Source organism: Palleronia rufa, from assembly GCF_000743715.1.
Taxonomy (GTDB): domain Bacteria; phylum Pseudomonadota; class Alphaproteobacteria; order Rhodobacterales; family Rhodobacteraceae; genus Palleronia; species Palleronia rufa.
In genome coordinates this window covers 94,858-119,307 of record NZ_JQEY01000001.1, presented here as the reverse complement: position 1 = coordinate 119,307, position 24,450 = coordinate 94,858, and the positions used below count along the sequence as shown (strand labels likewise).

Here is a 24,450-nt window from a genome sequence, read left to right as displayed (position 1 = left end):
GCCGCGCCTCATTCCGCCGCCACCCCCGGCTTGGGCTTGCGCCGGAACCTCAGGAACATCCCCTCCAGCGGCCGCCGCACCATCCCGTCGAGCGCGCCGGTGAACAGGATCACCAGCGCCTGGATCACCACGACCATCTCGCGCGGCACGGCCGTTTCGAATTCCAGTTCGGCGCCGCCCTGGTAGAGCGCGCCGAACAGGATCGCCGCGATCAGCACGCCCACCGGATGCGACCGGCCCATCAGCGCCACTGCGATGCCCACGAAGCCCGCGCCGAGCACATTGTCCTGGATCAGCCGCTCCTGCTCGCCCATCACGGCGTTGATTGCCATCAGCCCCGCCAGCGCGCCGGAGATGAGCATGGCGATCATGGTGATCCTGAGCGGTGAGATCCCTGCATAGCGGGCCGCGGGCTCCGACCGGCCGAAGGCGCGTATCTCGAACCCCAGCCGCGTCCGCCAGAGCAGAAGCCACAGCGCCCAGCAGGCGAAGAGCGCCACCAGGAAGGACACGTTGAGCGGCGTGCGCGAGAACGGGACGCCGATCACCGCCAGCACGTCGCGGGCCGATGGCAGCCGCGCGCCTTCGGGAAAGCGCGCGGTTTCCGGCGCCATGGAGCCGGGGACCTTCAGCGTCTCGACCAGAAGGTACACGAGCAGCGCCGAGGCGATGAAGTTGAACATGATCGTGGTGATGACGATGTGGCTGCCGCGCGTCGCCTGCAGGTAGGCCGGGATCGCCGCCCAGGCCGCGCCGAAGACCGCGCCGCCGACGATCGCGGCCGGCAGGGCCAGCGTCCAGTGCGGCCAGGGGATCATCAGGCTGACCAGCGCCACGCCCAGGCTGCCCAGCTGCGCCTGCCCCTCGCCGCCGATGTTGAAGAGCCGGGCATGGAAGGCGATGGCGACCGCCAGTCCGGTAAAGACGAAGTTCGTGGCGTAGTAGAGCGTGTAGCCCCAGCCGTAGGTCGAGCCCACGGCCCCGTTCACCATGATCGCCAGGGCCTCGAACGGGTCCTGCCCGATGAAGGTCACCACGATCCCCGAGACGATCAGCGCCAGCGCCAGGTTGATGGCCGGGATCAGCGCGATGTCGGCCCAGCGCGGCAGCTTATCCATGGCAAAGCCTCACGGGGTCACGTCCGACGGGCTCATCCCGACCAAGATTCCGATGAGCAGACCGACGCCGAGCCCGACGACCATCGCGATCGTCATGAGAAGCGGCGGCGCCCAGCCGCCCGTGAGCCGCGCGAACTTTGCCTCGCGGATCAACCACAATTCCTCCTTGCGGCTCAGGATGGCCCGGGCGTCCCCGACGGACATCTCGCGCGCCCGAGCGGAACGCTCGTCGCCGCGACGTGCCTGGCGCAGGGGATCCTGGGCTGCCATCCGGGTCATCCTCTCGTTTCAGCCGTCTTGGCCAGGTTCGCCTCCACCTCCGCGACGGGATGCGCCATATCGGTGTCGGTGATGCCCGCCATCAGCAGGCCCAGTTCGCGCTCGCTGGTCTTTGCGGGCAGGCGCTCGCCCATGATCCGGCCGTCGAACATGACCGCGATACGGTCGGACAGGGACATGATCTCATCCAGTTCCACCGACACCAGCAGGATCGCTTTTCCCTCGTCGCGCAGCGCGACGATCTGCTCATGGATGAACTCGATCGCTCCGATGTCCACGCCGCGGGTGGGCTGGCCGACCAGCAGCAGGTCCGGCTTTCGCTCCAACTCGCGGGCGATGACGATCTTCTGCTGGTTTCCGCCAGAGAAGTTTCTGGCTGTCTGCCAGCAATCGGGGGGGCGCACGTCGAACTTGTCGATCTTCGCCCGGGCGTCGTCGCGCAGCGCGTCGTTGTTCATCAAGAGCCCGCGATTGTAGCGCGGATCGTCCTGATAGCCGAAGCCGACATTCTCCCACACGTGGAAATCCATGATAAGGCCCTCGCGCTGGCGGTCCTCCGGGACGTGGCCGATGCCGCGCTTGCGCCGGGTGCGGGCGTCGGACTTCTTGCCGCTCAGATCCAGCGGTACGCCGTTGAGCATCACCTTGCCCCGTCCCTCACGCATCCCGCCGAGGACCTCCAGCAGCTCCGACTGCCCGTTGCCCGCCACCCCCGCGATGCCCAGGATCTCTCCGCGTCGCACGTGCAGCGACACGCCGCGCAGGCGTTCCACCCCCGCGCCGTCCACCACCCGGAGGTTCTCGACCTCCAGCACGGTTCCACCCGGGTCCGCCGGCGCCTTGTCCACGCGCAGCAGCACGGCGCGGCCGACCATGAGTTCGGCCAGCTTTTCGGGACTGGTGTTGGAGGTTTTCACCGTCGCGGCCATCTCGCCGCGCCGCATGACGCTGACCGTGTCGGTCACGTCCATGATCTCGCGCAACTTGTGGGTGATGAGGATCACCGTCTTGCCCTCGCCCTTGAGGCCCTGGAGGATGCGGAACAGGTGATCGGCCTCCGACGGAGTCAGCACCCCGGTGGGCTCGTCCAGGATCAGGATGTCGGCGCGGCGGTAGAGCGCCTTGAGGATCTCGACCCGCTGTTGCATGCCGACGCCCAGATCCTCGATCAGCGCATCGGGATCGACGTGGAGTTCGTAGTCGTCGGAGAGCTGCCTGAGAAGCGTGCGCGCCTTGCCCAGGGACGTCTTGAGCAGCGCGCCCTCTTCGGCGCCCAGCACGATGTTTTCCAGAACGGTGAAGTTCTGCACCAGCTTGAAGTGCTGGAACACCATGCCGATGCCGGAGCGGATCGCGGTCTGGCTGTCGGCGACGTCGGTCTTTTCGCCGCGGATGAAGATCTCTCCGCTGTCGGCCGTGTAGAACCCGTAGAGGATGGACATCAGCGTCGATTTTCCAGCGCCGTTCTCACCGATGATGCCGTGGATCGTGCCGGGCATCACGCGCAGCGCGATGTCCTTGTTGGCCTGCACGGCACCGAAGGATTTGGAGATTCCCTTGAGCTCGATGGCGGGTGCCGTCATGGCGATGTCCCGTTCCGGGGTGACGGCCCCCGCGCGGCAACGCGGAGGCCCTTGGGAGCGCCGCCTCAGAACGTCAGGGCGGGGCAGCTGTCGTCAGAGGTGTAGTCATGGACCTCCAGCTCGCCCGAGATGATCTTGGCCCTGGCCTCGTCCACCGCGGCCTGCATCTCCTCGGTCACCAGATCGGCGTTGTACTCGTCCATGGCGACGGCGACGCCCTCATCCTCCAGACCCTTGACCTGAACACCGGTTTCCAGATCGCCCGCCTCGGCCGACTGGAACGCGTCGTAGACGGCGTTGTCCACGCGCTTGACCATGGAGGTCAGCATGGTGCCGGGAAACAGGTAGTTCTGGTTGCTGTCGACGCCGATGGCCAGGATCCCCTCATCCGCGGCGGCCTGCAGCACGCCCACCCCGGTACCGCCGGCGGCGGCGAACACCACGTCGGAGCCTTGCGAGATCTGGCTGCGGGTGAGTTCCGCGCCCTTGACCGGATCGTTCCATGCGGCCGGCGTGGTGCCGGTCATGTTCGAGATCACCTCGATGTCGTCGGCGACCGACTTGGCGCCCTGTGCGTAGCCGCAGGCGAACTTGCGGATCAGCGGCACGTCCATGCCGCCGACGAAGCTGACGGTGCCCGTCTCCGACGCCATGGCGGCCATCAGCCCGACCAGGTACGAGCCCTGGTGCTCGGAGAACACCACCGATTGCACGTTGGGCTGGTCCACCACCATGTCCACGATGACGAAGTTGGTTTCGGGATAGTCGGGGGCGACGGTCTCCAGCGTCGAGGCGTTGGCGAATCCCAGAACGACCACGGGATTGGCGCCGCGCTCGGCCATGCGGCGCATGGTCTGCTCGCGCTGCGCCTCGGAGGCGAGTTCGGTCTCCATGTAGCTGCCGCCGGTCTCCTCGACCCAGCGCTGGGCGCCGGTATAGGCGCTTTCATTGAAGGACTTGTCGAACTTGCCGCCGAGATCGATGATGAGGCCGGGTTCGGCCAGTGCCGCGCCGGCGGACAGCGCGGTGACGGCCGCGGCGGTCGTGAACTTGTGCATGAGGGTCATTCTGGGGGTGTCTCCCTGGTCATTGTCCGGCGGTGCGCCCTGCGCCCGTCCGTTTGATGCCGCCGATAAGGCCGGAGGGCCGGCGAAGGGTCAAGGGAGTCGCGGGGTAAATCGCCCGTCCCCGCGGCGATCGCCGGGAATTCGGGCGATCCGCTCAGAGCCCGCGGGACATGACGATCGCATCGACCGCGGGCGTGGTTTCTGTGTAGTACGCCCGGCGCCGGCCCGTCGGCGCGTAGCCGGCGGCGGTATAGAGCGCGCGGGCCGCTGCGTTGGTCTCCGCCACCTCCAGATGGATGGTCCGTGCGCCGCGGCTGCGGGCGGCGGCATGGCAGGCGCAAAGAAGGTCGCGCCCCACGCCGCGGCGGCGGGCATCGGGACAAACGGCTATGGTGAGAAGCTCGGCCTCATCCAGGGTGACCCGTCCCAGGGCAAAGCCATGGGGGCGGGCGATGTCGATGACGCCGGGCATGAGCCGCAGCGCGCCGATCTCTCCCGCGCTCCATGGGCGCGGCAGGGTCGTCATCGCGGCGGCGTGGATGCGGGCGCGGTCCGCGTCGGTCATCGCACCGGCGGCACCGGTCTGGCCGGGGCGGCATCCGCGGCGCGGACATACAGCGGGGCGGGCCGGGGCGGCGCGCCGTCGGCAAGGCGCCGGGACGCGAGCCGCGCGATGGCGGCCACGAGGATGCCGGTCGGCGGCCCGTCCTCTTCCAGGGGATAGGCCTGGATGCGTCCCTGTCCCAGCCCGGCGGCGCGGTGGCCAAGGACCAGTGCGACATCCGCCAGTGCCGCCGCGCAATCCCCCGGCGCGCCATGGTCGGGCGCGCCCACGGGCAGGCCCCCCGCGAAGCGTTGCAGATACACGTGGTCCCGAGGTGCTGCGACGGACACGATCTGGGTTGCGAAGGGGTCCGGGCTGCACGCGGCATGGATCGCCTCGAACCGGGTGATCCCGACGGCGGGAACGCCCAGTCCCAGGCTCAGCCCCCGCGCGGCGGCAACGGCGATCCTGAGGCCGGTGAAATTGCCCGGACCGATGCCGACGCCGATGGCCGAGAGGTCGCGGTACCCAACTCCCGCGTCCTCCAGCACCTCCGCCAGCATCGGCATCAGCCTCTCTGCCTGCCCGCGGGCCATGGTCTCTGCCCGTGCGCCGACGATCCGGTGTCCGGAAAGCAGCGCGGCCGCGCAATGCGCGGCCGAGCAGTCAAAGGCCAGAACCGTCGTCGTCACGGCCTGGATCGGCCGAGGGGCTTGGCGGTCTGCCGGATCGGCAGGGCCGTGGCCTCCCGGTCACGCGGCACGCACACGATCCATCGGCCCCGGGACGCACGACCGTGGAAGCGATGCCGGTACGGACCGCGGAGCACCGCCACCTGCGTTCGGGCCGCAGGCCGAGCATCGGGCACCGGAGGAACCGCAAAGGTTCGGCGCATGCCCTGACATTCGGCGGGATCGACCCGGGTCGATCCGCAAAGCGTGTTGACGTTTTCGACCGTGGTCTTCGGGGCCGTATCGGGCACGGGTCAGGCGACCGGGCGGACTTCGATCACTTCCGGGATGTAGTGGCGCAGCAGGTTCTCGATCCCCATCTTCAGCGTCAGCGTGGAGGACGGACATCCGGCGCAGGCACCCTGCATGTGCAGATAGACGACACCCTTTTCGAACCCGTGAAACGTGATGTCGCCACCGTCCTGGGCCACGGCCGGACGCACGCGGGTGTCCAGCAGCTCCTTGATCTGCACGACGATCTCACCGTCCGGTCCGGTGTGGTCGGCATGGCCGGAGGTCGGCTGGGCCTCACCGGCCATGACCGGCTGGCCGGACTGGAAATGCTCCATGATCGCGCCCAGGATCGCGGGTTTGACGTGGTCCCATTCGGTCGCCTCGGCCTTGGTCACGGTGACGAAATCGTTGCCGAAGAACACCCCCGTGACCCCGTCGATCCCGAAGATCCGGTTGGCCAGCGGTGAGGCCTCGCCGGCTTCGGCGCTGGGAAAGTCCGCGGTCCCCGCGTCCATGACGGTCTGGCCCGGAAGGAACTTCAGCGTCGCCGGGTTCGGCGTGGATTCGGTCTGGATGAACATGGCGGCGGCCTCTCTGACGGTCCCGACTGATATGCGAAGCGGGCGCGCCCGAGTCAAGGATTGGAACGGTTCTAAAAGAGCTCCCGCAGGGGATCCGGACCCGGCGGAACGGCCGCGTCATGGAAGGCGGCGTCCGACGGGGCAACCATGACCGACAGCGTTCATGCGACGGTTGGCAGCCTGCTGTGCCCGCGCGGGAACGAACGTCGCGGCTCCGGCAGAAGGGCGATGGGGGGGCAGCCGGCGCGACGGTCAGGTGATCGCCTCCAGCTGCTCCTTGGACAGGTTGCCGGGCACGATGGTCAGCGGAATCGGCAGCCCCCCGGCAGAGCGGGTCAGCTGGCTGACGAGCGGTCCCGGCCCCTGCTTGCCATCGCTGGCGCCCAGGACAAGGACGCCGATCTCGGGATCCTCGCGTATCTGGGCGATGAGCTGCGGCAGCAGCTCGCCTTCGCGGATCACCAGGTCGGGATGCACCTCCTGCCGGTCGCGCATCCACTTGGCGAAGACCTCGAAATGCGCCTCGATCCGCTCGCGCGCCTCTTCGCGCATCAGGGTGCCGACGCCGAGCCAGTGGTTGAATTCGTCCGGCGGAATGATCGACAGGATGGTGACGCCGCCGCCGGTTTTGGCCGCGCGCATGGCCGCGTAGCGCATGGCGTTCAGACATTCGCGACTGTCGTCGAGCATGACCAGAAACTTGCGCATCGGGGCCTCCTGAGGCGCGATGATGTCCGACGCGCCGCGGTGTGTCCACCGGGATCGACCGCCGTTTCAGCGGCCCCGCGAGCGGCGCGGGATCGCGGCGGGCGGAGCGGTTCGGAACGGCCCCCGCCGGGCGCCATCCGGCCCGCCGGCGCCGGAGCGGTGCGGCCGCCGGGTCAGCCCGAAAGCGCCCAGTCCCAGTAGAGCCGCCGCGCCCGTCCGGCCATGGGTCCGGAGGGATAGGTCACGTCGTCGAAGGCGGTGACGGGCGTGATCTTGGACATGTTGCCGGTCAGGAACACCTCATCGGCGGCGCGCACGTCGTCGAAACTCAGCGTCGTCTCGACCACCTCGACCCCGTCGCCGCGCAGAAGGTCGATGTGGCGGGCGCGGGTGATCCCGGCCAGGAAGGTGCCGTTCGGGACCGGGGTCAGAACCACATTGCCCTTTGCGATGAACACGTTGGACGTGGCGCTTTCGGCCACGTTCCCCGCCGCGTCGGCCACCAGCGCATTGCCGAACCCCTTGGCCGTGGCCTCCCGGATCATCCGGGCGTTGTTGGGATAGAGGCAGCCGGCCTTGGCGTTGACGACCGCGCACTCCAGCGTGGGGCGGCGAAAGCGGGTGGTGGTCAGGGTGGTGGTCGCATCCTCCGGCGCCAGGGGGACGGCTTCGAGGCTGATGCAGAACGCGGTGGTTCCCCCCGGAGAGATCGCGCCGTGGCCGGCGTCCACCGCCCAGTACATCGGCCGGATATAGACGGCTTCGGCGGCGGGGTAGGGGGCCAGGCCCTCCCGGATCAGCGCCTCCATCGCGTCGGCCCGCATCGTCGGCTCCAGCGTCAGCGCGCGGGCCGAGCGGTTGACCCGTTCGCAATGGGCCAGCAGGTCCGGCGCGACGCCGCGGGCGTAGCGCGCGCCGTCGAAGACCGAACTGCCGAGCCACGCGCCGTGGTCGGCGGCGCGCATGACCGCCGGATCGCCGTCATGCCAGCGCCCGTCAAACCAGGTGCGGATATTCGTGCCGAGAGCCATGTCGGAACCTCCTTTCGGCGGAGTAAACAGGCCGGGCGGGGACATGTCCACTCATCCGCCGCCAGAGCCGGCCCGGCGTTGAAAAGAAGGGATTCGGCGTGTCGGAACCCTGTCGGAGTCCTGTAGGAGTCCGGTAAGAGTCCGCGCCGGAGGCGGCGGGATGTGAACCCGGTGCGACCGCAGCGTGCGCAGACGCGCGCCCGGCGGTCAGTCCGGGCGCGCGGCGGCGAGGTCTTCGAGGTCGAGACGGCGGTTGGCGAGCATCAGCGCGCCGGTCGCCGTTCTGGGCCAGTCCGCGCGGGGACGGTCGCGGTAGAGTTCCACCCCGTTGCCGTCCGGATCGTCGAGGTAGAGCGCCTCGGACACGCCATGATCGGATGCGCCCGTCAGCGGCCAGCCCGCGGCGCGCAGCCGGCGCAGGGCATCGCCCAGATCGGCGCGGCTGGGGTAGAGGATCGCCAGATGGAACAGGCCGGTGTGGCCCGGCGGCGGCGGCGCGGCCCCGGCGCTGTCCCAGGTGTTGAGCGCGATATGGTGGTGGTAGCCCCCCGCCGACAGGAACGCGGCCCCGCCCGTTCGCTGCTGCACCTCGAAGCCGAGAATGCCGCGATAGAACGCGATGCTGCGGTCGAGATCCGCGACCTTCAGGTGGACATGGCCGATGCGGGTCTGTGGGGGGATGGACATGGTGCGGCTCCGCTGTGAGGGCTGGCGGAACCCTAATGCGCCCCCGGCCGGAACGATACGCGCACCCGCGGACAGCGGATGTGCGCGGACACGGGCCTTTGCGGTGGCGGGCGGGCGCTTTGAACCCCCGGCCGATCAGGCGGGGTGTCGTTCCGGTACGGTGGACGGTTTCCGGCGTGATGTGCGCGGACACGGGCCCCGGCGCGGCCCCTTGCGGTGGCGGGCGGGCGGGTGGAACACCCGGCCGATCGGGCCGGGTGCCGTGCCGTTGCGGTGGACGGTTTCCGGCCTGCGGTCGGAAGGGGCTGTCCCGCGCGGCCGGATCGCCCTTTGGCCCGACCGGGAACCCTGCGCCCGCCCCCTGGCGACGCGCGGGCGCTCGACCGTTCCGGCGCCCGGACGAGCGCCGCCGGACCGTCCGCGGACAGGCCGATGCGGTTGTCCGACGGTCTTCGGGCGCATCGCCGCGGCCGGCCGACCGCTATCGCAGCATCCCGACGATGTCGTAGGTCCGCGCCAGGACCGGGGCGGCGATGTCGCGGGCGCGACCCGGTACCCTGGCGACGCGCGGGCGCTCGACCGTTCCGGCGCCCGGACGAGCGCTGCCGGACCGTCCGCGGACAGGCCGATGCGGTTGTCCGACGGTCTTCGGGCGCATCGCCGCGGCCGGCCGGCCGCTATCGCAGCATCCCGACGATGTCGTAGGTGCGTTCCAGGATCGGGGCGGCGATGTCGCGGGCGCGGAGGGCGCCGGCGGCAAGGGTGCGGTCGATCTCGGCCGGGTCCTGCATCAGGCGCGCCATCTCTGCGGAGATGGGGGCCAGTGTCTCGACCGCCAATTCGGCCAGGGCGGGCTTGAAGGCGCCGAACTGGCTGCCGCCATGGGTGCGCATCACCTGGTCGGTGCCTTGGTCCGACAGGGCCGCGTAGATGTTGACCAGGTTGCGCGCCTCCGGCCGGTCCCTCAGGCCCGCGTAGTCGGACGGCAGCGGCTCCGGGTCGGTCCTGGCCTTGCGGATCTTTCTGGCGATGGTGTCGGCATCGTCGGTCAGGTTGATGCGGCTGGCGTCCGAAGGGTCCGATTTGGACATCTTCTTCGTGCCGTCGCGCAGGGACATGACGCGGGTGGCCGTGCCCTCGATCACCGGTTCGGTAACGGGAAAGAAGTCCACGCCGTAGTCGTGGTTGAACTTGGCCGCCACGTCGCGGGTCAGCTCAAGGTGCTGTTTCTGGTCCTCGCCCACGGGGACATGGGTGGCGTGATAGAGCAGGATGTCGGCGGCCATGAGCGCAGGGTAGGCGAACAGGCCCAGCGACGCGGCCTCGGCGTTCTTGCCGGCCTTGTCCTTCCACTGGGTCATCCGGCCCATCCAGCCCATCCGCGCCACGCAGTTGAACACCCAGGCCAGCTGCGCGTGTTCGGGCACGCGGGACTGGTTGAACAGGATCGAGCGCGCCGGGTCCAGCCCGGCGGCCAGGTAGCCGGCGGCCAGTTCGCGGGTGTTGCGGCGCAGCGCGTCCGGGTCCTGCCAGACGGTGATCGCGTGCATGTCCACCATGCAGTAGAGCGTCTGCGCGAACCCGCCCTGGTCCTGCATGGTGACGAACCGGCGGATCGCGCCGAGGTAGTTGCCCAGCGTCAGCCCGCCCGAGGGCTGGATCCCCGAGAAGATGCGCGGCGTGAAGGCGGTGCCGGACGCGGCATCGGGCGTGGGGGCGGAGACGGGGGCGGACACGGGGGCGGGCATGGGGGCGGATCTGGGCTTTCCTGACGGCTCGGCCTCGCTTACCGAGGGGCCGGATACCCGTCAAGGAAGCCCGGCCCATGAACCCAGACCATTTCGAAAGCCCCCTGAACGCCCTTCCGCCGGTGGTGGTGGCACTGTCCGCGCTGATCGTGGGGCTGGAGATCCTGTTCCAGGCCGGCGCGGCGGGGATCGTCGGCGGCCCGGCGGGGGTCGGGCTGCGGCTGGAGGCGCTGAACGGCTGGGCGTTCTCGCCCCGGCTGATGGAGCGGATGTTCGAGACCGGCACCTATCCCCCGCGGCAGTTGCTGCGGCTGGTCAGCTATTCGGTGCTGCACCTGAGTTTCGTCCACATGCTCTTCGTGCTCGTGTTCCTGCTGGCGCTGGGCAAGATGGTGGCCGAGAGCTTCGCGGCCTGGGCCGTGGCGCTGTTGTGGGTGGTCTCCAGCGTCGCCGGCGCGCTGGCCTATACGGTGCTGCTGTCCACCGACCGGGCGCTGGTGGGCGGCTATCCGGCGGTCTACGGGCTGATCGGGGCGTTCACCTTCATCATGTGGACCGGGCTCGGCGCCATGGGAGAGCGGCGGATCCGGGCCTTCACGCTGATCGCGTTCCTGCTGGGCATCCAGCTGGCCTTTGGGCTTCTGTTCGGCGGCGGGCCGGACTGGGTGGCGGATCTGGCGGGTTTCGCGGCGGGCTTTCTGCTCAGCTTCGTGATCTCGCCGGGCGGCTGGGGACGGGTGATGGCGAAGCTGCGCCAGCGCTGAGGCGCGCGCCCGCGGCCCGGCGGCCCTCAGCGGCGCAGCGCGCCCCGCAACTCGCGGAAGGACACCGCGCCGATCATCTGCGCCGCGGCGAAGTAGCTGACGATCCCGATGGCCACCAGGATCGCCAGGGCCAGGGCCTGCCAGGGTCCGTCGAACAGCGGCGTCAGCGCGATGTTGGCCCCCCAGAGCACCGCCCCCATGACCGTTGAGGCCACCAGGACGCGCGGCAGCCGGCGGCGGTAGCGGTCGTCGGGGCGGGCGGCTTCTCCCATGGGGCGGGCGCCGCGGATCAGCAGGGCCGCCATGGCCCAGGCCGCCAGGGTGGTGCCGAGTGCCGCGGCCACGTAGCCGATCACCGGGGCAAGGCCGATGGCCACGGCGGCGTTGACCACCAGCGACACCAGCGCGTAGCGGAACGGGGTGCGCGTATCCTCACGCGCGTAGTAGAGCGGCTGCCAGACCTTCTGCAGCACGAAGGCCGGCAGGCCCAGCCCGTAGACGGCCAGGATCAGCGCCGTCGCGGCGCTGTCGTCGGCGTCGAAGGCGCCGCGCTGGAACAGGGTGGTGACCAGCGGCAGCGGGATCAGCAGGAAGGCCACGGCGCAGGGCACGGTCAGCACCAGCGCGAACTCCGCCGCGCGCGACAGCGCGTCCCGGCCCCCCGCCGCGTCGCCGGCGCGCAGGCGGCGCGACAGGTCCGGCAGCAGCACCACGCCGATGGCGATGCCGACCACGCCCAGCGGCAGCTGGTAGAGGCGGTCGGCGTAGTTGAGCCAGGCGATGGCGCCGTCGAAATAGCTCGCCACCTGGCGGCCGACGATCAGGTTGACCTGCATCACCCCGCCCGCCAGCGCCGCGGGAAGGGCGATGACGGCAAGGCGCCGCAGCTCCGGCGTGAGGCGCGGGCGGCGCGGGACCAGGCGGAAACCCGCCCGCGACGCGGCGACCCAGACCAGCGCCAGCTGCGCGACTCCGCCCACGGGCACGGTCCAGGCAAGCGTCAGTCCGGGATCCCAGCCCAACCGGTTGCCCAGCCAGAGCGCCGCGACCAGGGCGACGTTCAGCAGCACCGGGGCGGCGGCGGCGGCGGTGAACCGGCCGGCGGAGTTCAGCACCCCCGACAGCAGCGCGGCGAGCGAGATCAGCAGGATATAGGGAAAGCAGATCCGTCCGAAGAGCACCGCCATGTCGAAGCGGTCGTCCTCTGCAAAGCCGGAGGCCATGGCCAGGACCAGAGCCGGCATGGCGATCTGTGCCGCGAGCGTGAAGGCGATGAGCACGGTGGCAAGCCCCGAGAACGCGTCGCGGGCGAAGTCGGCGGCGCCCTCTCCGCCCTCCAGCTTCTTCGAGAACAAAGGGACGAACGCCATGTTGAACGCGCCTTCGGCGAAGAATCGGCGGAACATGTTGGGCAGCGAGAAGGCGACGAGAAACGCCTCGGCCACCGGTCCCGCGCCCAGGAAGGCGGCGATCATGATGTCGCGCAGAAACCCCAGGATGCGGCTGGCGAAGGTCCAGGTGCCAACGGTGAGAAAGCCGGCGATCAGGCGCGCGGGCTTGGGGGAGGCAGGCGAGGACATGGATCGTCTCATCGGCGCGGGGGTCGGCGCAGCTATGCGACGGGCAGGGCCGCGCGGCAAGAGGGGGAGGGCAAGGTGCCGCGAATGCCCGGATGGCGCGGCTCGCCCGCGACGGAGCGAAGCCCCGAAAGGTCTCCCCCGAGCGCTCCGGCGGCGCGTTCGGGCCCCGCTTGCCGGGTGCGCCGGGCGACATGCGGGAATCGGTGGGTCTGTCGCGGAAGAGACCCGGCGTCCGGGGCCTTTCAGGAGTGGTGGGGCGCGGGATACGGTCACGATCGAGGCGCCGCCGTCCGCCGGTATTTCCACCGCGCGTGGACTGCCGATCGGCCGTCGCGGCGGGTGTCGCGGTTTCCTGTCGTGACAGAGCTTCGGTTCGTGGACGCGGTCCGCGCCGTTCGGGCGCAGGATCTCTTCGTCGCGGGCGCGGGCGCGGGTAAGGACGGGGACCGGCCGCGCACAGGCGCTGATGCGCAGTGCCGACATGCACGGGCTTGACGCACGCGCTCGGCGCGGCCCCGGAGATTGGGTCCAGCGTGGGCGCCTTTCATGGCGGCACGGTCGTCCGCCGTGCCTGACGGCCCCGCAAGGGTGCGTTCGGTGTCCGGGCCGTCCCGGAAGAGCAAGGCGCAGCCGGACACCCGGGGAACGCCTTCGGCTTTGCTGCCCGCATCGGGGATGCGACGGATGGTGCCGCCCGCTGCCGGATGCCCTGCAACGGCCGATCCGTTGGCAGCGCCGAGACGGGCGGCGTTGCCGTGCCGCTTGCAGACACCGACGGACATCGCTGCAAATTCGCACGCGAACGGCGAACCGGCAGACGCCGGACGCAATCGTCGGGTAGGAAACGGACAGCGGACCCGTGCAACGGATCCTGTCCGATGCGACCAATCGGTTGAACTCCGATCCATAGCCTGTTGGTTTCGTGTGTCTTTCCTGGGGCGGTGACAGATCGCGCGAAAGCGCACGGAGGTGGTGCAGGGGGCGGCATCCCGCCCGGCCGGCCGCGCGGCGGCGCACCGCGCTCTGGAACGGGCGTGCCGGTTCAGAGCATCCGGGTCAGGCGGGTGCCCTCGGTCGGGGCGAAGCGCAGGCGCGGCAGGAAACCGGGCACGGGGCCGGGGCCGGGAACGCGCACATGGAGCGCCTTGACCCCGTGCTGGGACAGCATCTTCGACAGCGCCCGCAGCGCCTCGGCGGCCATGCCGCGGCGGCGGACATTGGGGCGGACGAAGAGCTCGTCCACATGGGCCTCGGTCCCGCCGACCGAGATCGCGTGGCCGAAGCTGACCGCCAGATAGCCCACGGGCGAGGACGGCGGCCCGATCAGGTAGAGCGCGCCGGGCGTCTCGCCCTCCAGCAGGGCGGCCACGGCGATTTCGCGGTCCTCCGGGTCCGGATTGAGCCCGATCTCTTCGTGGCAGGCCAGCACCATGCGCATCACGCGGTCGGCGTCGGCGGGCTGGGCGATACGGAGGGTGGCACTCATGGGTCTGTCCTTGCGCTGACCTGTCCGTCCTAGACCCCGGCGCGGCCGGGGGCCAGCCCCGCCGCGCGGCCGCGGGCCGCCGATCCCGCCGGCGCGCGTCCCGCAGAGGGGCGCTGGCCCGGCCGGGGGCGGGCCCTGTCGCCCTGGGGGAGAAACGCCCGGCGGTTCGCGCACGCCGGAGAAGAGCGTCATGCGCGGACATCCGCCAATGGTCTGGTGCCCGTCCGATTCGGATGAGACAGCGCAGCGTCTGAACCGTAGTGACGCCTTGCCCGTGCCGTAGTCTCCGGGCTGTCACGATGTTCACGACCCCGTAAAAGGTGCCCCCCTTGCGAAAACTGATGCTGCTGGCGTTCGGAGCTGTCCTGGTGGGATTTCTGTCCTTCGCGGTCGGCCTGTTTTCCGGGGTCTATCGCAACGGCCTGTTCGACGTGGCCTTCGCGGCCAAGTCGGCGCTGCTGCCGCCGGAACCGGACGGCCCGCCGGGGGCGGTCGAGCTGGACCTGTCGGACAGGGGGCTGGTGGATTCCACCCTGCTGCCCCTGAGGCGGACCGATTTCGTCATCACCGACGAGGAGGGCGCGCCCGTCGCGCTGGCGGCCGTGGTGGCCGGAGAGGGCGGCGAGGCGATCGTGCTGGACCAGCAGGGGCGGCTCTTCCGGCTGGCCGGGCCGGGTTGCACGGGCGCGGATTGCATCACCCGGATCGGCCGTCTGCTGCGGCCCGACGGCGCCACCATGGACGACAGCTACGACATGGTGTCGGTCGCCGGGGCGGACGGCATCGCCTTCTACGTCGCCTACGGGCGCGAGGATTCCGACGGGGCGTTCAAGCGCCTGGCCGTCAGCCGCTTCGCGCTGCCCGCGGACGCCGGCGCCGAGACAGAGGTGACGCTGGACGCGCCGCTTTTCGAGACGCGGAAGTTCTCTCTGGCGAACGGCCATGCCTGGCGCTCCGCCGGCGGCGCCATGGTCCACGATCCGCGCGACGATTCGCTGGTCGTGACGGTGGGGGACTTCAGCATCAACGGCTTCGCCAACGCCTATGAGGGGCCGGTGCCGCCGGCCCAGTCCGACGACAGCGACCTGGGCAAGATCCTGCGCATCGACCGCGCCACCGGATCCGCCACCGTCCTGTCCAAGGGGCATCGCAACCCGCAGGGGCTGGCCCTGTCGCAGGGGGGCGAGCTGGTATCGACCGAACACGCGCTGAAGGGCGGCGACGAGATCAACGCCATCGCGCCGGGGGGCAACTACGGCTGGCCCTATGTCTCTCTCGGCGCGGTCTACGGCACCTACGCCTTTCCGCAGAAGCCGCGCGACCCCGGCGCGGTCCACGGCGGCTACGTGCCGCCCGTGGTGGCCTATCTGCCCAGCCCCGGCATCGGCGCGGCGATCTTCGTGGAGGACTTCCAGCCGGCCTGGGACGGCGATCTGCTGGTCGCGACCCTCAAGGCGCGGTCGCTGATGCGGGTGCGGCGCTGGGACACCGGAAACTATACCGAGCAGATCTATCTGGGCGAGCGGATCCGCGACCTGGAGATCGTGGCCGGGCGGCTGGTGCTGGCGACCGACAGCGGCAAGATCGTCGTGCTGGTGCCGGTCGAGAACCCCGAGCTTGCGCTGACCGAGACGGGGCTGAACACCAACCTCAACGCCGTGTCGACCTGCGGATCGTGCCACAACCTGAACTATCCCGTCTCCACCGAATACGCGCCGCATCTGCGCGATGTCGCCGGGCGCCGGATCGCGTCCGCGGAGGATTACGACGGCTACAGCGACGCGCTGCTGGCGCGCGGCGACGAGGACTGGACCATCGACACGCTCGAATCCTACCTGCGCTCGCCCCAGGACTTCGCGCCGGGCACCACCATGCCGGACCCGGAGCTGTCGGAAGCCGATCTGGCGGAGATCCTGGGCTCCCTGGCGCTGCTGCGCTGAACGCCCTTCCGCCCGATCCGCCCGATCCGCCCGATCCGGCCGGGGGCCGGGGGCGGCACGGGGTGGCGCGCGGACGGGGCGCGCCGGGGCCGGCGCCGTCCGGCAGGGGCCGCAGCGGGAGCGGACCGACGCCGGAGCCGGCCGGGTTCGCGTGCTGGACCGGACCGGTGATGCGGGGGCTAGGCCGGGAGCCTGCCCAGACGCTCGGTCAGCAGTGAAAAGAAGCCGTCCGCGTCCAGATCGCCGATAAAGAGCGCGTTGGGCGCGCGGTCGGTGACGCCCCACCAGTCGGCGACGGTCATTCCCAGGGTGAGGGGAGAGGCGGTCTCGACCGCCACGTTGACCTCACGCCCCGAGAAAAGCTCCGGGGCCAGCAGCCACGCCACGGTGCACGGATCGTGGAGCGGCGCGCCGTCGGAGCCGTATTTCGCCAGGTCGAACCGTTCGGAGAAGGATGTCATCTGCGCCACCGCGCGGCCCACCGGCGTGCCCAGCGCGGCGAAGGCCTCTGCGCGGGGCCGCGTCACCAGCGCCTTGTGGGTGGCGTCGAGCGGCAGCACGGTGAGCGGCACGCCCGCGCCGAACACGGCGGCGGCGGCCTCCGGGTCCACGTAGATGTTGAACTCGGCCGTCGGGGTGATGTTGCCGACCTCGAAATAGGCGCCGCCCATGAGCACGATGCGGGCGATCCGGGGCGCGATGTCCGGGGCCAGCCGCAGCGCCAGGGCGATGTTGGTCAGCGGCCCGATGGGCACCAGGGTGACGGTGCCCGCAGGCTCTCGCCGCAGGGTGTCGATGAGGAAATCGACGGCATGGGCGTCCTGCAGCGCCATCGTCGGGTCGGGCAGGTCGGGCCCGTCCAGGCCGGTGCGGCCGTGGACATGCTCGGCGGTGACCAGCGGGCGCAGCAGCGGCCGGCTGGCCCCCGCGAAAACGGGGATGTCGCGGCGGTTCGCCAGTTCGCAGACGATACGCGCGTTCCGCGCGGTCAGCTCCAGCGGTACGTTGCCGGCGACGGCGGTCAGCCCCAGCACCTCGATCTCGGGCGATGCGAGGGCCAGCAGGATCGCCACGGCGTCGTCCTGTCCGGGGTCGGTGTCGATGACGATCTTCATGGCGCGGCCCTCAGCGGTGCGGATGCCATCCGTGCATAGCCAATCGGGCAGGGCGGGGCCACCGGGGATGCCGCGGGCCGATGTCCAAAAACATATGGCGCGAATTGGCACGTCTGATAGATATGGCTGCGCTCACCATAGCTTGGAGGCTGCCATGGGCCATCTGCCCCCCGCGGAGGCGTCGATCGACCTGACCGGCGACATCTTCATGAGGCGGATGCTGCGGGAACTGACCGGGCTGCTTCAGGACGTGGTCGGGCTGGACGAGGCGGAGGGGTATATCAACAGCGTCGGCGCGGCCATGGGCGAATGGATCGAGTCCCAGTACCGCGCCGAGATGGGCGCGGAGGACCTGGACCCCGAGGCCGTCGCGGCGGTGTTCGTGGACCTCAAGAGCCGGATCGGCGGCGATTTCTACGTCGTCGAGGTCTCGCAGGAGCGCATCGTGCTGGGAAACCGGGCCTGCCCGTTCGGAGACATGGCCCGGGGGCGGGACGCGCTGTGCATGATGACGTCGAACGTGTTCGGCCGGATCGCGGCCGAGCATCTGGGATACGCGCGGGTCGAGCTGCAACAGACCATCGCCCGCGACGACAGGGAATGCCGCATCGTGGTCGAACTTCGGCCCGATGCGGACGAGGACGCGGACGGCCGGGAATACTACAGATCCGCGAGAGCGGGCTGACGGATCGCCGACGATGCGCAAGGGAATGTACCAAGAGCTGTTTTTCAGGAGTCCGACGCCGTGCCTGGTGGTGGACAGGGACGGACGGGTGGTGGAGGCGAACGCGGCCTGCGCGCGGCTTTTCGGCATGACGCCGGAAAAGGGCAGTCGGCTGTCCGATCTGCTGGAGGATCGGGGCGACCGGCTGGCCACGGATCTGGCCCGGGCCGCGGGCTCCGACGGGCAGATGCCGTCGGCGGGCACCCTGGCCACCGGGTCGCTGGCCGGTCTGCGGATTAGGCTGTCGATGCGCGGGATGCGCCTGCCGGACCGGGACGCGCCGCTGGTGACGATCCATCTGCGCGAAAACGAGCCGGGGGCGTTCCGCGCCCATACCGACCTGATCCGCCGGCTGAACGGCGAACTGCGCCGCCAGCGGGCGCTGCAGGACCGGCTGGAGACCGCTCTGGAGCGCGAGAAATACCTGCACGGCGAGCTGATCCACCGGATCAAGAACAACCTTGCGCTGCTGTCGAGCCTGATCCGGGTGCGCGGGCGCCGCCACGAGGACCCGGAGGTGCGGCGCGTCCTGGAAGAGGTTGACCTGAGGACCCGCTCGATCGCGCTGGTCCACGACCTGCTGGACCGCAACCAGACACTTTCGGTGGTCAATTCCGAAGAGCTGATCACCGAGCTTTGCGCGCTGATGAGCCGGTCGCTGGTGCCCGACAGTGTCGAACTGCACTGCGACGTCGAGGCGCTGGAACTGCACAACGAGGACGCCACGGCCCTGTGCCTGCTGATCAACGAGTTGGTGACCAACGCGCTCAAGCATGCGTTCGTCGACGGGCGGAAGGGGCGGATCGACCTCGACTTCCGGCGGAACGGCGTCGAGAAGATGGAGCTTCACATTCGCGACGACGGCCGCGGAATGCAGGGCGACGCGCCGCCGATGGCCCAGGACGGCCACGGGACCGGGATCCTTCATGCGCTGGCCGAGCAGCTCCGCGGCGAGCTGATCGCGGACGTGGACGAAGGCACGGCGTGGCGGCTGATCTTTCATCCGCGCGCGCCGCAGGACATGGCGGCCGAGTAGCCCTCAGGCGATGGCGTCGAGGATCCGCGCCCAGCTGCGGGTGCCGCGGTGGAACGACGCGACGTCGTATTTCTCGTTCGGGGAATGGATCGCGTCGTCGTCGCGGCCGAAGCCGATGAGCATCGAATCCATGTTCAGGATCTGCTGGAAGTAGCCGGCGATGGGGATCGAACCCCCGGCGCCGATATAGGCCGCCTCCTGCGGCCATTCGTGGCTGAGCGCCCGGCGCGCCGCCTCGAACGCCGGATCGTCGGTGCGCATCCGCGACGCGGGCGCGGCGCCGTGGTCGTGGAATTCGACCCGGCAATCGGCCGGAACCATGGCGCGGACCATGGCGCGGAACGCGTCGCGGATCGCCAGCGGGTCCTGGTCGCCCACCAGGCGGAACGACACCTTGGCCGCCGCCTCCGCCGGCAGCACGGTCTTGAAGCCGCGGCCCGCGTAGCCGCCGCGGATGCCGTTGATTTCGCAGGTCGGGCGCGACCAGACCTGTTCGAGCGGCGTGCGGTCCCGCTCTCCGGCCGGCAGGAACAGGCCCACGCCCGACAGGAAGGCGGCGCCGTCGAAGCCAAGGCTCTCCCACTGGCGGCGCAGCTCCGCCGACAGCTCCGGCACGCCGTCGTAGAAGCCGGGCACGGTGACGCGCCCCCGGTCGTCGTGGAGCGACGCGAGGATGCGCGCCAGCACCCTGATCGGGTTCATGGCCAGGCCGCCGAAAGAGCCGGAATGCAGATCCTTGGCGGCGGCGGTGATGACGATCTCTTCGCCCAGAAGGCCGCGCAGCTGGGTGACGATGCCGGGCCGATCGTGGCTGTAGAGACCCGTGTCGCAGATCAGCGCGAGGTCGCGGGAAAGTTCGTCCGCGTTCTCCTTCAGGAACGGCACGAGGGAGGGGGACCCGGACTCCTCCTCGCCCTCGAAGAGGAACGCGATGTTGCCGGGCAGCGTGCCGTGGACGTCCTTCCAGGCGCGGCAGGCCTCGATGAAGGTCAACAGCTGGCCCTTGTCGTCCGCGGCGCCGCGCCCGCGGATGACCCGGCCGGCGCCGGTGTCCTCTATCGCCGGGTCGAACGGATCGCGGTGCCACAGCACCAGCGGGTCCACCGGCTGGACGTCGTAATGGCCGTAGAACAGGATCGCGCGGCCCGGGCCGCCGGTGCGTCCCGTCACCATGGGATGGCCGGGCGTGTCGCGGATCTCGGCGTCGCAGCCCAGCTCCGCCAGCGCGGCGCGAAGCCATTCGGCGGCGCGCCGGGTCTCCGCGTCATAGTCGCTGTCGGTGGAAATCGACGGGATCCTGAGAAACTCCAGCAGACGGTCCAGCGCCTGCGGCAGCTGCCGGTCGATGCGGTCGAGAACGGCGTCAAGGCTCATCCTGGGCTCTCCTGGGCGGGGGTCGGGCGGACGGTAGCAGCCGCGCCGGCCATGTCCAGCGGTGCCGCCGTCGCCCCGCCCGCCGGCAAACCCGGTGCCGCGGGGCGTCGCGCTGGACGGGCCGGGTGCGCTCGTCTAGGGTCGACGGAACGGTTCGCGCGCCGATCGGGGCGGCAAATTGGCCGGGTGACACGGCCCGCCCGCGGGTTATCTAGGACACGACACGACGAAAAGGCCATTTCCTTGACCTACGACGCCAGCATCGACGCCGCGATCCGCAAGCTCCATGAGGAAGGGCGGTACCGCACCTTCATCGATATCGAGCGCGCGCGCGGCAACTTCCCCCATGCGGTCTGGACCCGTCCGGACGGGACCAGGCGGCCCGTGACGGTGTGGTGCGGCAACGACTATCTGGGCATGGGCCAGCATCCGGCGGTGCTGGAGGCCATGCATGAGGCGCTGGACGCGACCGGGGCGGGATCCGGCGGGACGCGCAACATCTCCGGGACCACGGTCTATCACAAGCGGCTGGAGGCGGAGCTTGCGGACCTGCACGGCAAGGAGGCGGCGCTGCTGTTCACCTCCGCCTATATCGCCAACGACGCGACGCTGAGCACGCTGCCCAGGATCCTGCCGGGTCTGATCATCTATTCCGACGGTCTGAACCATGCCTCGATGATCGAGGGCGTGCGGCGCAACGGCGGCGCCAAGCGGATCTTTCGCCACAACGATCCCGACCACCTGCGCGAACTTCTTGAGGCCGACGACCCGGCCCTGCCGAAGCTCATCGCCTTCGAGAGCGTCTATTCCATGGACGGCGACTTCGGCCCGATCGCGGAAATCTGCGACCTGGCCGAGGAATTCGGCTGCCTGACCTATATCGACGAGGTCCACGCGGTGGGCATGTACGGCCCCCGCGGCGGCGGCGTGACCGAACGCGACGGGCTGGCCGGGCGGATCGACATCATCAACGGGACGCTCGCCAAGGCCTACGGGGTCATGGGCGGCTATATCGCGGCCTCCGCGCGGATGTGCGACGCGGTGCGGTCCTACGCGCCGGGCTTCATCTTCACCACGTCGCTTCCACCTGCGGTTGCGGCCGGTGCCGCCGCCAGCGTCCGCCACCTGAAGGGCGACGCGGGACTGCGCGCGCGCCACCAGACCCAGGCGAAGATCCTGAAGATGCGGCTCAAGGGGCTCGGTCTGCCGCTGATCGACCACGGCAGCCATATCGTGCCCGTCCACGTGGGCCATCCGGTGCACTGCAAGATGATGTCGGACATGCTGCTGGAGGATCACGGCATCTACGTCCAGCCGATCAACTTTCCCACGGTTCCGCGTGGTACGGAGCGGTTGCGGTTCACCCCGTCTCCGGTGCACGGTCCGCGCGAAATGGACGCGCTGGTCTCCGCCATGGATGAGCTTTGGGCGCAATGTGCGCTGAATCGCGCTGAAGTCTCTGCCTGAACGGGAAATACTTGTGTCAAATCCACCGCATCCGGTGTAACCTCTTAGCCAAACATAAAGGTCAGCGTGTTCTTGTGAGACTCACGGGACTGGCGTAAGGCCGGTGAGCAGCCTAGAGGGCAGGGCATGATCGGGCGGTTCCGACAGCAAGACGACACGGATCCCGTCGAGCCGAAGGGTTTCGACGACTATGAGTTCCGCCTTGGGGACGTCATGCGCGGGGAGCGTGCGACGCTGGGCAAGTCCCTGCTCGACGTGCAGCGCGAGCTGAAGATCAAGGCGACCTACGTGGCCGCGATCGAGAATTCGGACCCTACCGCCTTCGAAACCCCCGGATTCATTGCCGGATACGTGCGCTCCTACGCGCGCTACCTGGACCTGGACCCGGAATGGGCGTACCGGGCGTTCTGCGCCGAAAGCGGCTTCGCCACGGCGCATGGGATGAGCCAGGCGGCCTCCTCCAGGCGCGCGGAACCGGCCCGGGAGGAGGACGCCCCCTTCGGCAGCCGCAACCTGGGCGTGTCCCCGCCGGGCGAGAGCCTGTTCTCCCGGATCGAGCCGGGGGCCATCGGCTCGGTCGCGGTGCTGCTGGGGCTGATCGGCGTGCTGGGGTACGGCGGCTACAGGGTGCTGAACGAGGTCCAGAAAGTGCAGTTCGTTCCCGTGGATCAGGCGCCGGAGGTGGTGGCCGACATCGACCCGCTCGACGGGGCCGCGCCGATCCCGACGGAGACCGACGATCCCGCGCGGACTGCCATGATCGACGACGGTTTCGACCGGCTCTACCGTCCCCAGGCGCTCGACGTGCCGGTGATGGTGGCCCGCGACGCCCCGATCTCGACCCTGGATCCCCGCCGCGCGGGCGCGCTGGCGGGCCAGGGCACGGTCGGCACGCCTCCCGGAACCGAGGCGCCGGCGCCGGTGATGGACCTCGCCGGACTCGACGCGTTCGGCGGACCCGGGCCCGACAGGCCGGAAGAGCCGGCCGCCCCCCAGGTGGTGGCCGACACGGTGCCGGAGGTGGTCGTCTTCGCGGTGCGTCCGTCCTGGGTCCGGGTGCGCTCTGCCGACGGGACCACGCTTTACGAGAAGATCATGGATGAGGGCGACCGCTTCGTGCTGCCCCGGACGGAAAAACCCGCGACCCTGCGCACCGGCGAATCCGGCGCGATCTTTTTCGCCGTCAACGGCCAGCCCTACGGCCCCGCCGGCCCGGCCGGCCAGGTGACCGGCAACCTGGCGCTGTCGGCAGAGACCCTGACGCAGGCGTACGGCATCGCGGACCTGTCGGCCGATACCGCGCTTGCCCGCGTGGTGGTGGAGCTGCAGCAGGATCCGCCGCGCCTGCCCGGCCGCGCGGACCCCGTGCCCGCGGGCGACTGACCGGGCGCTTGGCAGCGCGGCCGGCAGCGCCTAGGTAGGGACCACCTGACCACGCCCCGCCGCGGAGCCGCCCGATGTCGCTGAACCACATCCGCCCCTGGAAGAACATCTATCGCCGCGCGTCCCGGCAGATCATGGTGGGCAACGTCCCCGTGGGCGGCGACGCGCCGATCTCCGTCCAGACCATGACCAACACCGACAGCGGCGACGCGCGCGCCACCATCGCCCAGGTCGTGGCCTGCGCGGAGGCCGGGGCCGACATCGTGCGCGTGTCCTGTCCCGACGTGGCCGCGACCACGGCGCTGCGGGAAGTCTGCCGCGAGAGCCCCGTGCCGATCGTCGCGGACATCCATTTCCATTACAAGCGCGCGATCGAGGCGGCGGAGGCGGGCGCGGGCTGTCTGCGCATCAACCCGGGCAACATCGGCGACGAAAGCCGGGTCAGGGAGGTCATCCGCGCGGCCAAGGACCACGGCTGCTCGATCCGCATCGGGGTGAACGCCGGCAGCCTGAAGCGCGACCTGCTGGAGAAATACGGCGAACCCTGCCCCGAGGCGATGGTGGAAAGCGGGCTCGACCACATCAAGCTCCTGCAGGACAACGATTTCCACGAATTCAAGATTTCCGTGAAGGCGTCCGACGTGTTCCTGTCCGCCGCCGCCTATCAGGGCATCGCAGAGGCGACCGACGCGCCGATCCACCTGGGCATCACGGAGGCCGGGTCGCTGAACGCCGGCACCGTGAAATCCGCCATCGGCCTGGGGAACCTGCTGTGGATGGGCATCGGCGACACGCTCAGGGTGTCGCTTTCGGCCGATCCGGTGGAAGAGGTGCGCGTCGGCTACGAGATCCTCAAGGCGCTGGGTCTGCGGCACCGGGGGGTGAACATCATCTCCTGCCCGTCCTGCGCCCGGCAGGGGTTCGACGTGATCCGCACCGTGGAGGTTCTCGAGGACCGCCTGGCCCATATCAAGACGCCCATGAGCCTGTCGATCATCGGCTGCGTGGTCAACGGCCCGGGAGAGGCGCTGATGACCGACGTGGGCTTCACCGGCGGCGGGGCGGGATCCGGCATGGTCTACCTGGCCGGCGCGCAGAGCCACAAGCTGTCGAACGAGCAGATGGTGGAGCACATCGTCGAACAGGTCGAAAAGCGCGCCGCCGAGATCGAGGCCGAGACGGCCGGGGACGTGGCGGCGGAGTGATGCCGGGACGGACCCGGCAGGTCGCTGGTCCAGTCTGGCAAAGTCGGGTCCGCTGACGCGCACGG

General features: G+C 70.0%; 22 protein-coding genes. 7 read left to right on the top strand and 15 right to left on the bottom strand.

Features of this window, described 5'->3' with window-relative positions:
* Positions 1–8 precede the first annotated feature (8 nt).
* From KW83_RS00530 to trpS, 11 genes are all read right to left on the bottom strand, one after another.
* Positions 9–1,118, bottom strand: coding sequence for an ABC transporter permease (locus KW83_RS00530; protein ID WP_036173005.1), 1,110 nt, complete (start codon positions 1,116–1,118; stop codon positions 9–11).
* A 9-nt stretch (positions 1,119–1,127) separates the two neighbouring features.
* The gene (locus KW83_RS00525; RefSeq protein WP_036173004.1) at positions 1,128–1,388 is read right to left on the bottom strand and encodes a hypothetical protein; all 261 of its coding nucleotides are present in this window, start codon (positions 1,386–1,388) and stop codon (positions 1,128–1,130) included.
* A 5-nt stretch (positions 1,389–1,393) separates the two neighbouring features.
* Complete coding sequence (locus tag KW83_RS00520) at positions 1,394–2,980, bottom strand: ABC transporter ATP-binding protein (RefSeq protein WP_036173001.1); 1,587 nt, start codon at positions 2,978–2,980, stop codon at positions 1,394–1,396.
* A 65-nt stretch (positions 2,981–3,045) separates the two neighbouring features.
* Positions 3,046–4,047: a BMP family lipoprotein gene (locus tag KW83_RS00515; RefSeq protein WP_036172998.1), complete on the bottom strand. Its 1,002-nt coding sequence runs from the start codon at positions 4,045–4,047 to the stop codon at positions 3,046–3,048.
* A 154-nt stretch (positions 4,048–4,201) separates the two neighbouring features.
* Positions 4,202–4,612, bottom strand: coding sequence for a GNAT family N-acetyltransferase (locus KW83_RS00510; RefSeq protein WP_036172993.1), 411 nt, complete (start codon positions 4,610–4,612; stop codon positions 4,202–4,204).
* Positions 4,609–5,283 carry a tRNA (adenosine(37)-N6)-threonylcarbamoyltransferase complex dimerization subunit type 1 TsaB gene (tsaB, locus tag KW83_RS00505; protein ID WP_036172991.1) on the bottom strand — a complete coding sequence of 225 codons (675 nt, stop codon included), beginning with the start codon at positions 5,281–5,283 and terminating at the stop codon, positions 4,609–4,611. The genes KW83_RS00510 and tsaB overlap by 4 nt, the downstream gene beginning before the upstream one ends.
* A gap of 293 nt (positions 5,284–5,576) precedes the next feature.
* Entirely contained in the window at positions 5,577–6,137 is a 561-nt protein-coding gene (locus KW83_RS00500) for a NifU family protein (RefSeq protein WP_036172988.1), read from the bottom strand.
* 252 nt (positions 6,138–6,389) lie between these two features.
* Positions 6,390–6,845: a universal stress protein gene (locus KW83_RS00495; RefSeq protein WP_036172985.1), complete on the bottom strand. Its 456-nt coding sequence runs from the start codon at positions 6,843–6,845 to the stop codon at positions 6,390–6,392.
* A 173-nt stretch (positions 6,846–7,018) separates the two neighbouring features.
* On the bottom strand, positions 7,019–7,876 hold the full coding sequence (locus KW83_RS00490; protein ID WP_036172982.1) for a branched-chain amino acid aminotransferase: 858 nt from the start codon (positions 7,874–7,876) through the stop codon (positions 7,019–7,021).
* A gap of 207 nt (positions 7,877–8,083) precedes the next feature.
* Positions 8,084–8,563 carry a VOC family protein gene (locus tag KW83_RS00485; RefSeq protein WP_036172980.1) on the bottom strand — a complete coding sequence of 160 codons (480 nt, stop codon included), beginning with the start codon at positions 8,561–8,563 and terminating at the stop codon, positions 8,084–8,086.
* Between the two features lie 677 nt (positions 8,564–9,240).
* Complete coding sequence (trpS, locus tag KW83_RS00480) at positions 9,241–10,311, bottom strand: tryptophan--tRNA ligase (protein ID WP_051928070.1); 1,071 nt, start codon at positions 10,309–10,311, stop codon at positions 9,241–9,243.
* A gap of 77 nt (positions 10,312–10,388) precedes the next feature.
* Between trpS and KW83_RS00475 the strand changes: the two genes are divergently transcribed.
* A complete protein-coding gene (locus KW83_RS00475; RefSeq protein ID WP_036172978.1) occupies positions 10,389–11,075 on the top strand; it encodes a rhomboid family intramembrane serine protease in 687 nt (228 codons plus the stop codon).
* A 26-nt stretch (positions 11,076–11,101) separates the two neighbouring features.
* Here the strand turns inward: KW83_RS00475 and murJ are convergent, their stop codons facing one another.
* Positions 11,102–12,655 (bottom strand): murein biosynthesis integral membrane protein MurJ, encoded by a 1,554-nt coding sequence (gene murJ / locus KW83_RS00470; protein ID WP_036172975.1) that lies wholly within the window; start codon positions 12,653–12,655, stop codon positions 11,102–11,104.
* Positions 12,656–13,697: 1,042 nt separating this feature from the next.
* Complete coding sequence (locus KW83_RS00465; RefSeq protein ID WP_036172972.1) at positions 13,698–14,141, bottom strand: GNAT family N-acetyltransferase; 444 nt, start codon at positions 14,139–14,141, stop codon at positions 13,698–13,700.
* Positions 14,142–14,470: 329 nt separating this feature from the next.
* Here KW83_RS00465 and KW83_RS18920 point away from each other — a divergent pair, with 329 nt between their 5' ends.
* Positions 14,471–16,081 (top strand): PQQ-dependent sugar dehydrogenase, encoded by a 1,611-nt coding sequence (locus KW83_RS18920; RefSeq protein WP_152563433.1) that lies wholly within the window; start codon positions 14,471–14,473, stop codon positions 16,079–16,081.
* Positions 16,082–16,260: 179 nt separating this feature from the next.
* Here KW83_RS18920 and KW83_RS00455 read toward each other — a convergent pair whose 3' ends face one another.
* The gene (locus tag KW83_RS00455) at positions 16,261–17,196 is read right to left on the bottom strand and encodes a nucleoside hydrolase (protein WP_036172970.1); all 936 of its coding nucleotides are present in this window, start codon (positions 17,194–17,196) and stop codon (positions 16,261–16,263) included.
* 154 nt (positions 17,197–17,350) lie between these two features.
* On the opposite strand from KW83_RS00455, the gene KW83_RS00450 reads away from it, so the two are divergent.
* Positions 17,351–17,881 carry a methanogen output domain 1-containing protein gene (locus tag KW83_RS00450; RefSeq protein WP_036172967.1) on the top strand — a complete coding sequence of 177 codons (531 nt, stop codon included), beginning with the start codon at positions 17,351–17,353 and terminating at the stop codon, positions 17,879–17,881.
* Between the two features lie 13 nt (positions 17,882–17,894).
* A complete protein-coding gene (locus KW83_RS00445) occupies positions 17,895–18,956 on the top strand; it encodes a PAS domain-containing sensor histidine kinase (protein ID WP_036172964.1) in 1,062 nt (353 codons plus the stop codon).
* 3 nt (positions 18,957–18,959) lie between these two features.
* Here the strand turns inward: KW83_RS00445 and KW83_RS00440 are convergent, their stop codons facing one another.
* Positions 18,960–20,330: a M20/M25/M40 family metallo-hydrolase gene (locus KW83_RS00440; protein ID WP_036172961.1), complete on the bottom strand. Its 1,371-nt coding sequence runs from the start codon at positions 20,328–20,330 to the stop codon at positions 18,960–18,962.
* A 243-nt stretch (positions 20,331–20,573) separates the two neighbouring features.
* Between KW83_RS00440 and hemA the strand changes: the two genes are divergently transcribed.
* From hemA to ispG, 3 genes are all read left to right on the top strand, one after another.
* The gene (gene hemA, locus KW83_RS00435) at positions 20,574–21,797 is read left to right on the top strand and encodes a 5-aminolevulinate synthase (protein WP_036172958.1); all 1,224 of its coding nucleotides are present in this window, start codon (positions 20,574–20,576) and stop codon (positions 21,795–21,797) included.
* A gap of 126 nt (positions 21,798–21,923) precedes the next feature.
* Positions 21,924–23,180 carry a helix-turn-helix domain-containing protein gene (locus KW83_RS00430; protein WP_036172956.1) on the top strand — a complete coding sequence of 419 codons (1,257 nt, stop codon included), beginning with the start codon at positions 21,924–21,926 and terminating at the stop codon, positions 23,178–23,180.
* 74 nt (positions 23,181–23,254) lie between these two features.
* On the top strand, positions 23,255–24,385 hold the full coding sequence (gene ispG / locus KW83_RS00425) for a flavodoxin-dependent (E)-4-hydroxy-3-methylbut-2-enyl-diphosphate synthase (RefSeq protein ID WP_036172953.1): 1,131 nt from the start codon (positions 23,255–23,257) through the stop codon (positions 24,383–24,385).
* Positions 24,386–24,450 lie beyond the last annotated feature (65 nt).

Excerpts from the sequence above, each read along its gene's own strand:
- KW83_RS00500 (WP_036172988.1), bottom strand. The coding sequence starts at position 6,137 with ATGTTCATCCAGACCGAATCCACGCCGAACCCGGCGACGCTGAAGTTC.
- KW83_RS00495 (WP_036172985.1), bottom strand. The coding sequence starts at position 6,845 with ATGCGCAAGTTTCTGGTCATGCTCGACGACAGTCGCGAATGTCTGAAC.
- KW83_RS00525 (WP_036173004.1), bottom strand. The coding sequence starts at position 1,388 with ATGGCAGCCCAGGATCCCCTGCGCCAGGCACGTCGCGGCGACGAGCGT.
- KW83_RS00530 (WP_036173005.1), bottom strand. The coding sequence starts at position 1,118 with ATGGATAAGCTGCCGCGCTGGGCCGACATCGCGCTGATCCCGGCCATC.
- ispG (WP_036172953.1), top strand. The coding sequence starts at position 23,255 with ATGTCGCTGAACCACATCCGCCCCTGGAAGAACATCTATCGCCGCGCG.
- KW83_RS00515 (WP_036172998.1), bottom strand. The coding sequence starts at position 4,047 with ATGACCCTCATGCACAAGTTCACGACCGCCGCGGCCGTCACCGCGCTG.
- KW83_RS00520 (WP_036173001.1), bottom strand. The coding sequence starts at position 2,980 with ATGACGGCACCCGCCATCGAGCTCAAGGGAATCTCCAAATCCTTCGGT.
- KW83_RS00450 (WP_036172967.1), top strand. The coding sequence starts at position 17,351 with ATGGGCCATCTGCCCCCCGCGGAGGCGTCGATCGACCTGACCGGCGAC.
- KW83_RS00510 (WP_036172993.1), bottom strand. The coding sequence starts at position 4,612 with ATGACCGACGCGGACCGCGCCCGCATCCACGCCGCCGCGATGACGACC.
- KW83_RS00440 (WP_036172961.1), bottom strand. The coding sequence starts at position 20,330 with ATGAGCCTTGACGCCGTTCTCGACCGCATCGACCGGCAGCTGCCGCAG.
- KW83_RS00475 (WP_036172978.1), top strand. The coding sequence starts at position 10,389 with ATGAACCCAGACCATTTCGAAAGCCCCCTGAACGCCCTTCCGCCGGTG.
- KW83_RS00445 (WP_036172964.1), top strand. The coding sequence starts at position 17,895 with ATGCGCAAGGGAATGTACCAAGAGCTGTTTTTCAGGAGTCCGACGCCG.
- trpS (WP_051928070.1), bottom strand. The coding sequence starts at position 10,311 with ATGCCCGCCCCCGTGTCCGCCCCCGTCTCCGCCCCCACGCCCGATGCC.
- KW83_RS00490 (WP_036172982.1), bottom strand. The coding sequence starts at position 7,876 with ATGGCTCTCGGCACGAATATCCGCACCTGGTTTGACGGGCGCTGGCAT.
- KW83_RS00455 (WP_036172970.1), bottom strand. The coding sequence starts at position 17,196 with ATGAAGATCGTCATCGACACCGACCCCGGACAGGACGACGCCGTGGCG.
- KW83_RS00465 (WP_036172972.1), bottom strand. The coding sequence starts at position 14,141 with ATGAGTGCCACCCTCCGTATCGCCCAGCCCGCCGACGCCGACCGCGTG.
- murJ (WP_036172975.1), bottom strand. The coding sequence starts at position 12,655 with ATGTCCTCGCCTGCCTCCCCCAAGCCCGCGCGCCTGATCGCCGGCTTT.
- KW83_RS00485 (WP_036172980.1), bottom strand. The coding sequence starts at position 8,563 with ATGTCCATCCCCCCACAGACCCGCATCGGCCATGTCCACCTGAAGGTC.
- KW83_RS00430 (WP_036172956.1), top strand. The coding sequence starts at position 21,924 with ATGATCGGGCGGTTCCGACAGCAAGACGACACGGATCCCGTCGAGCCG.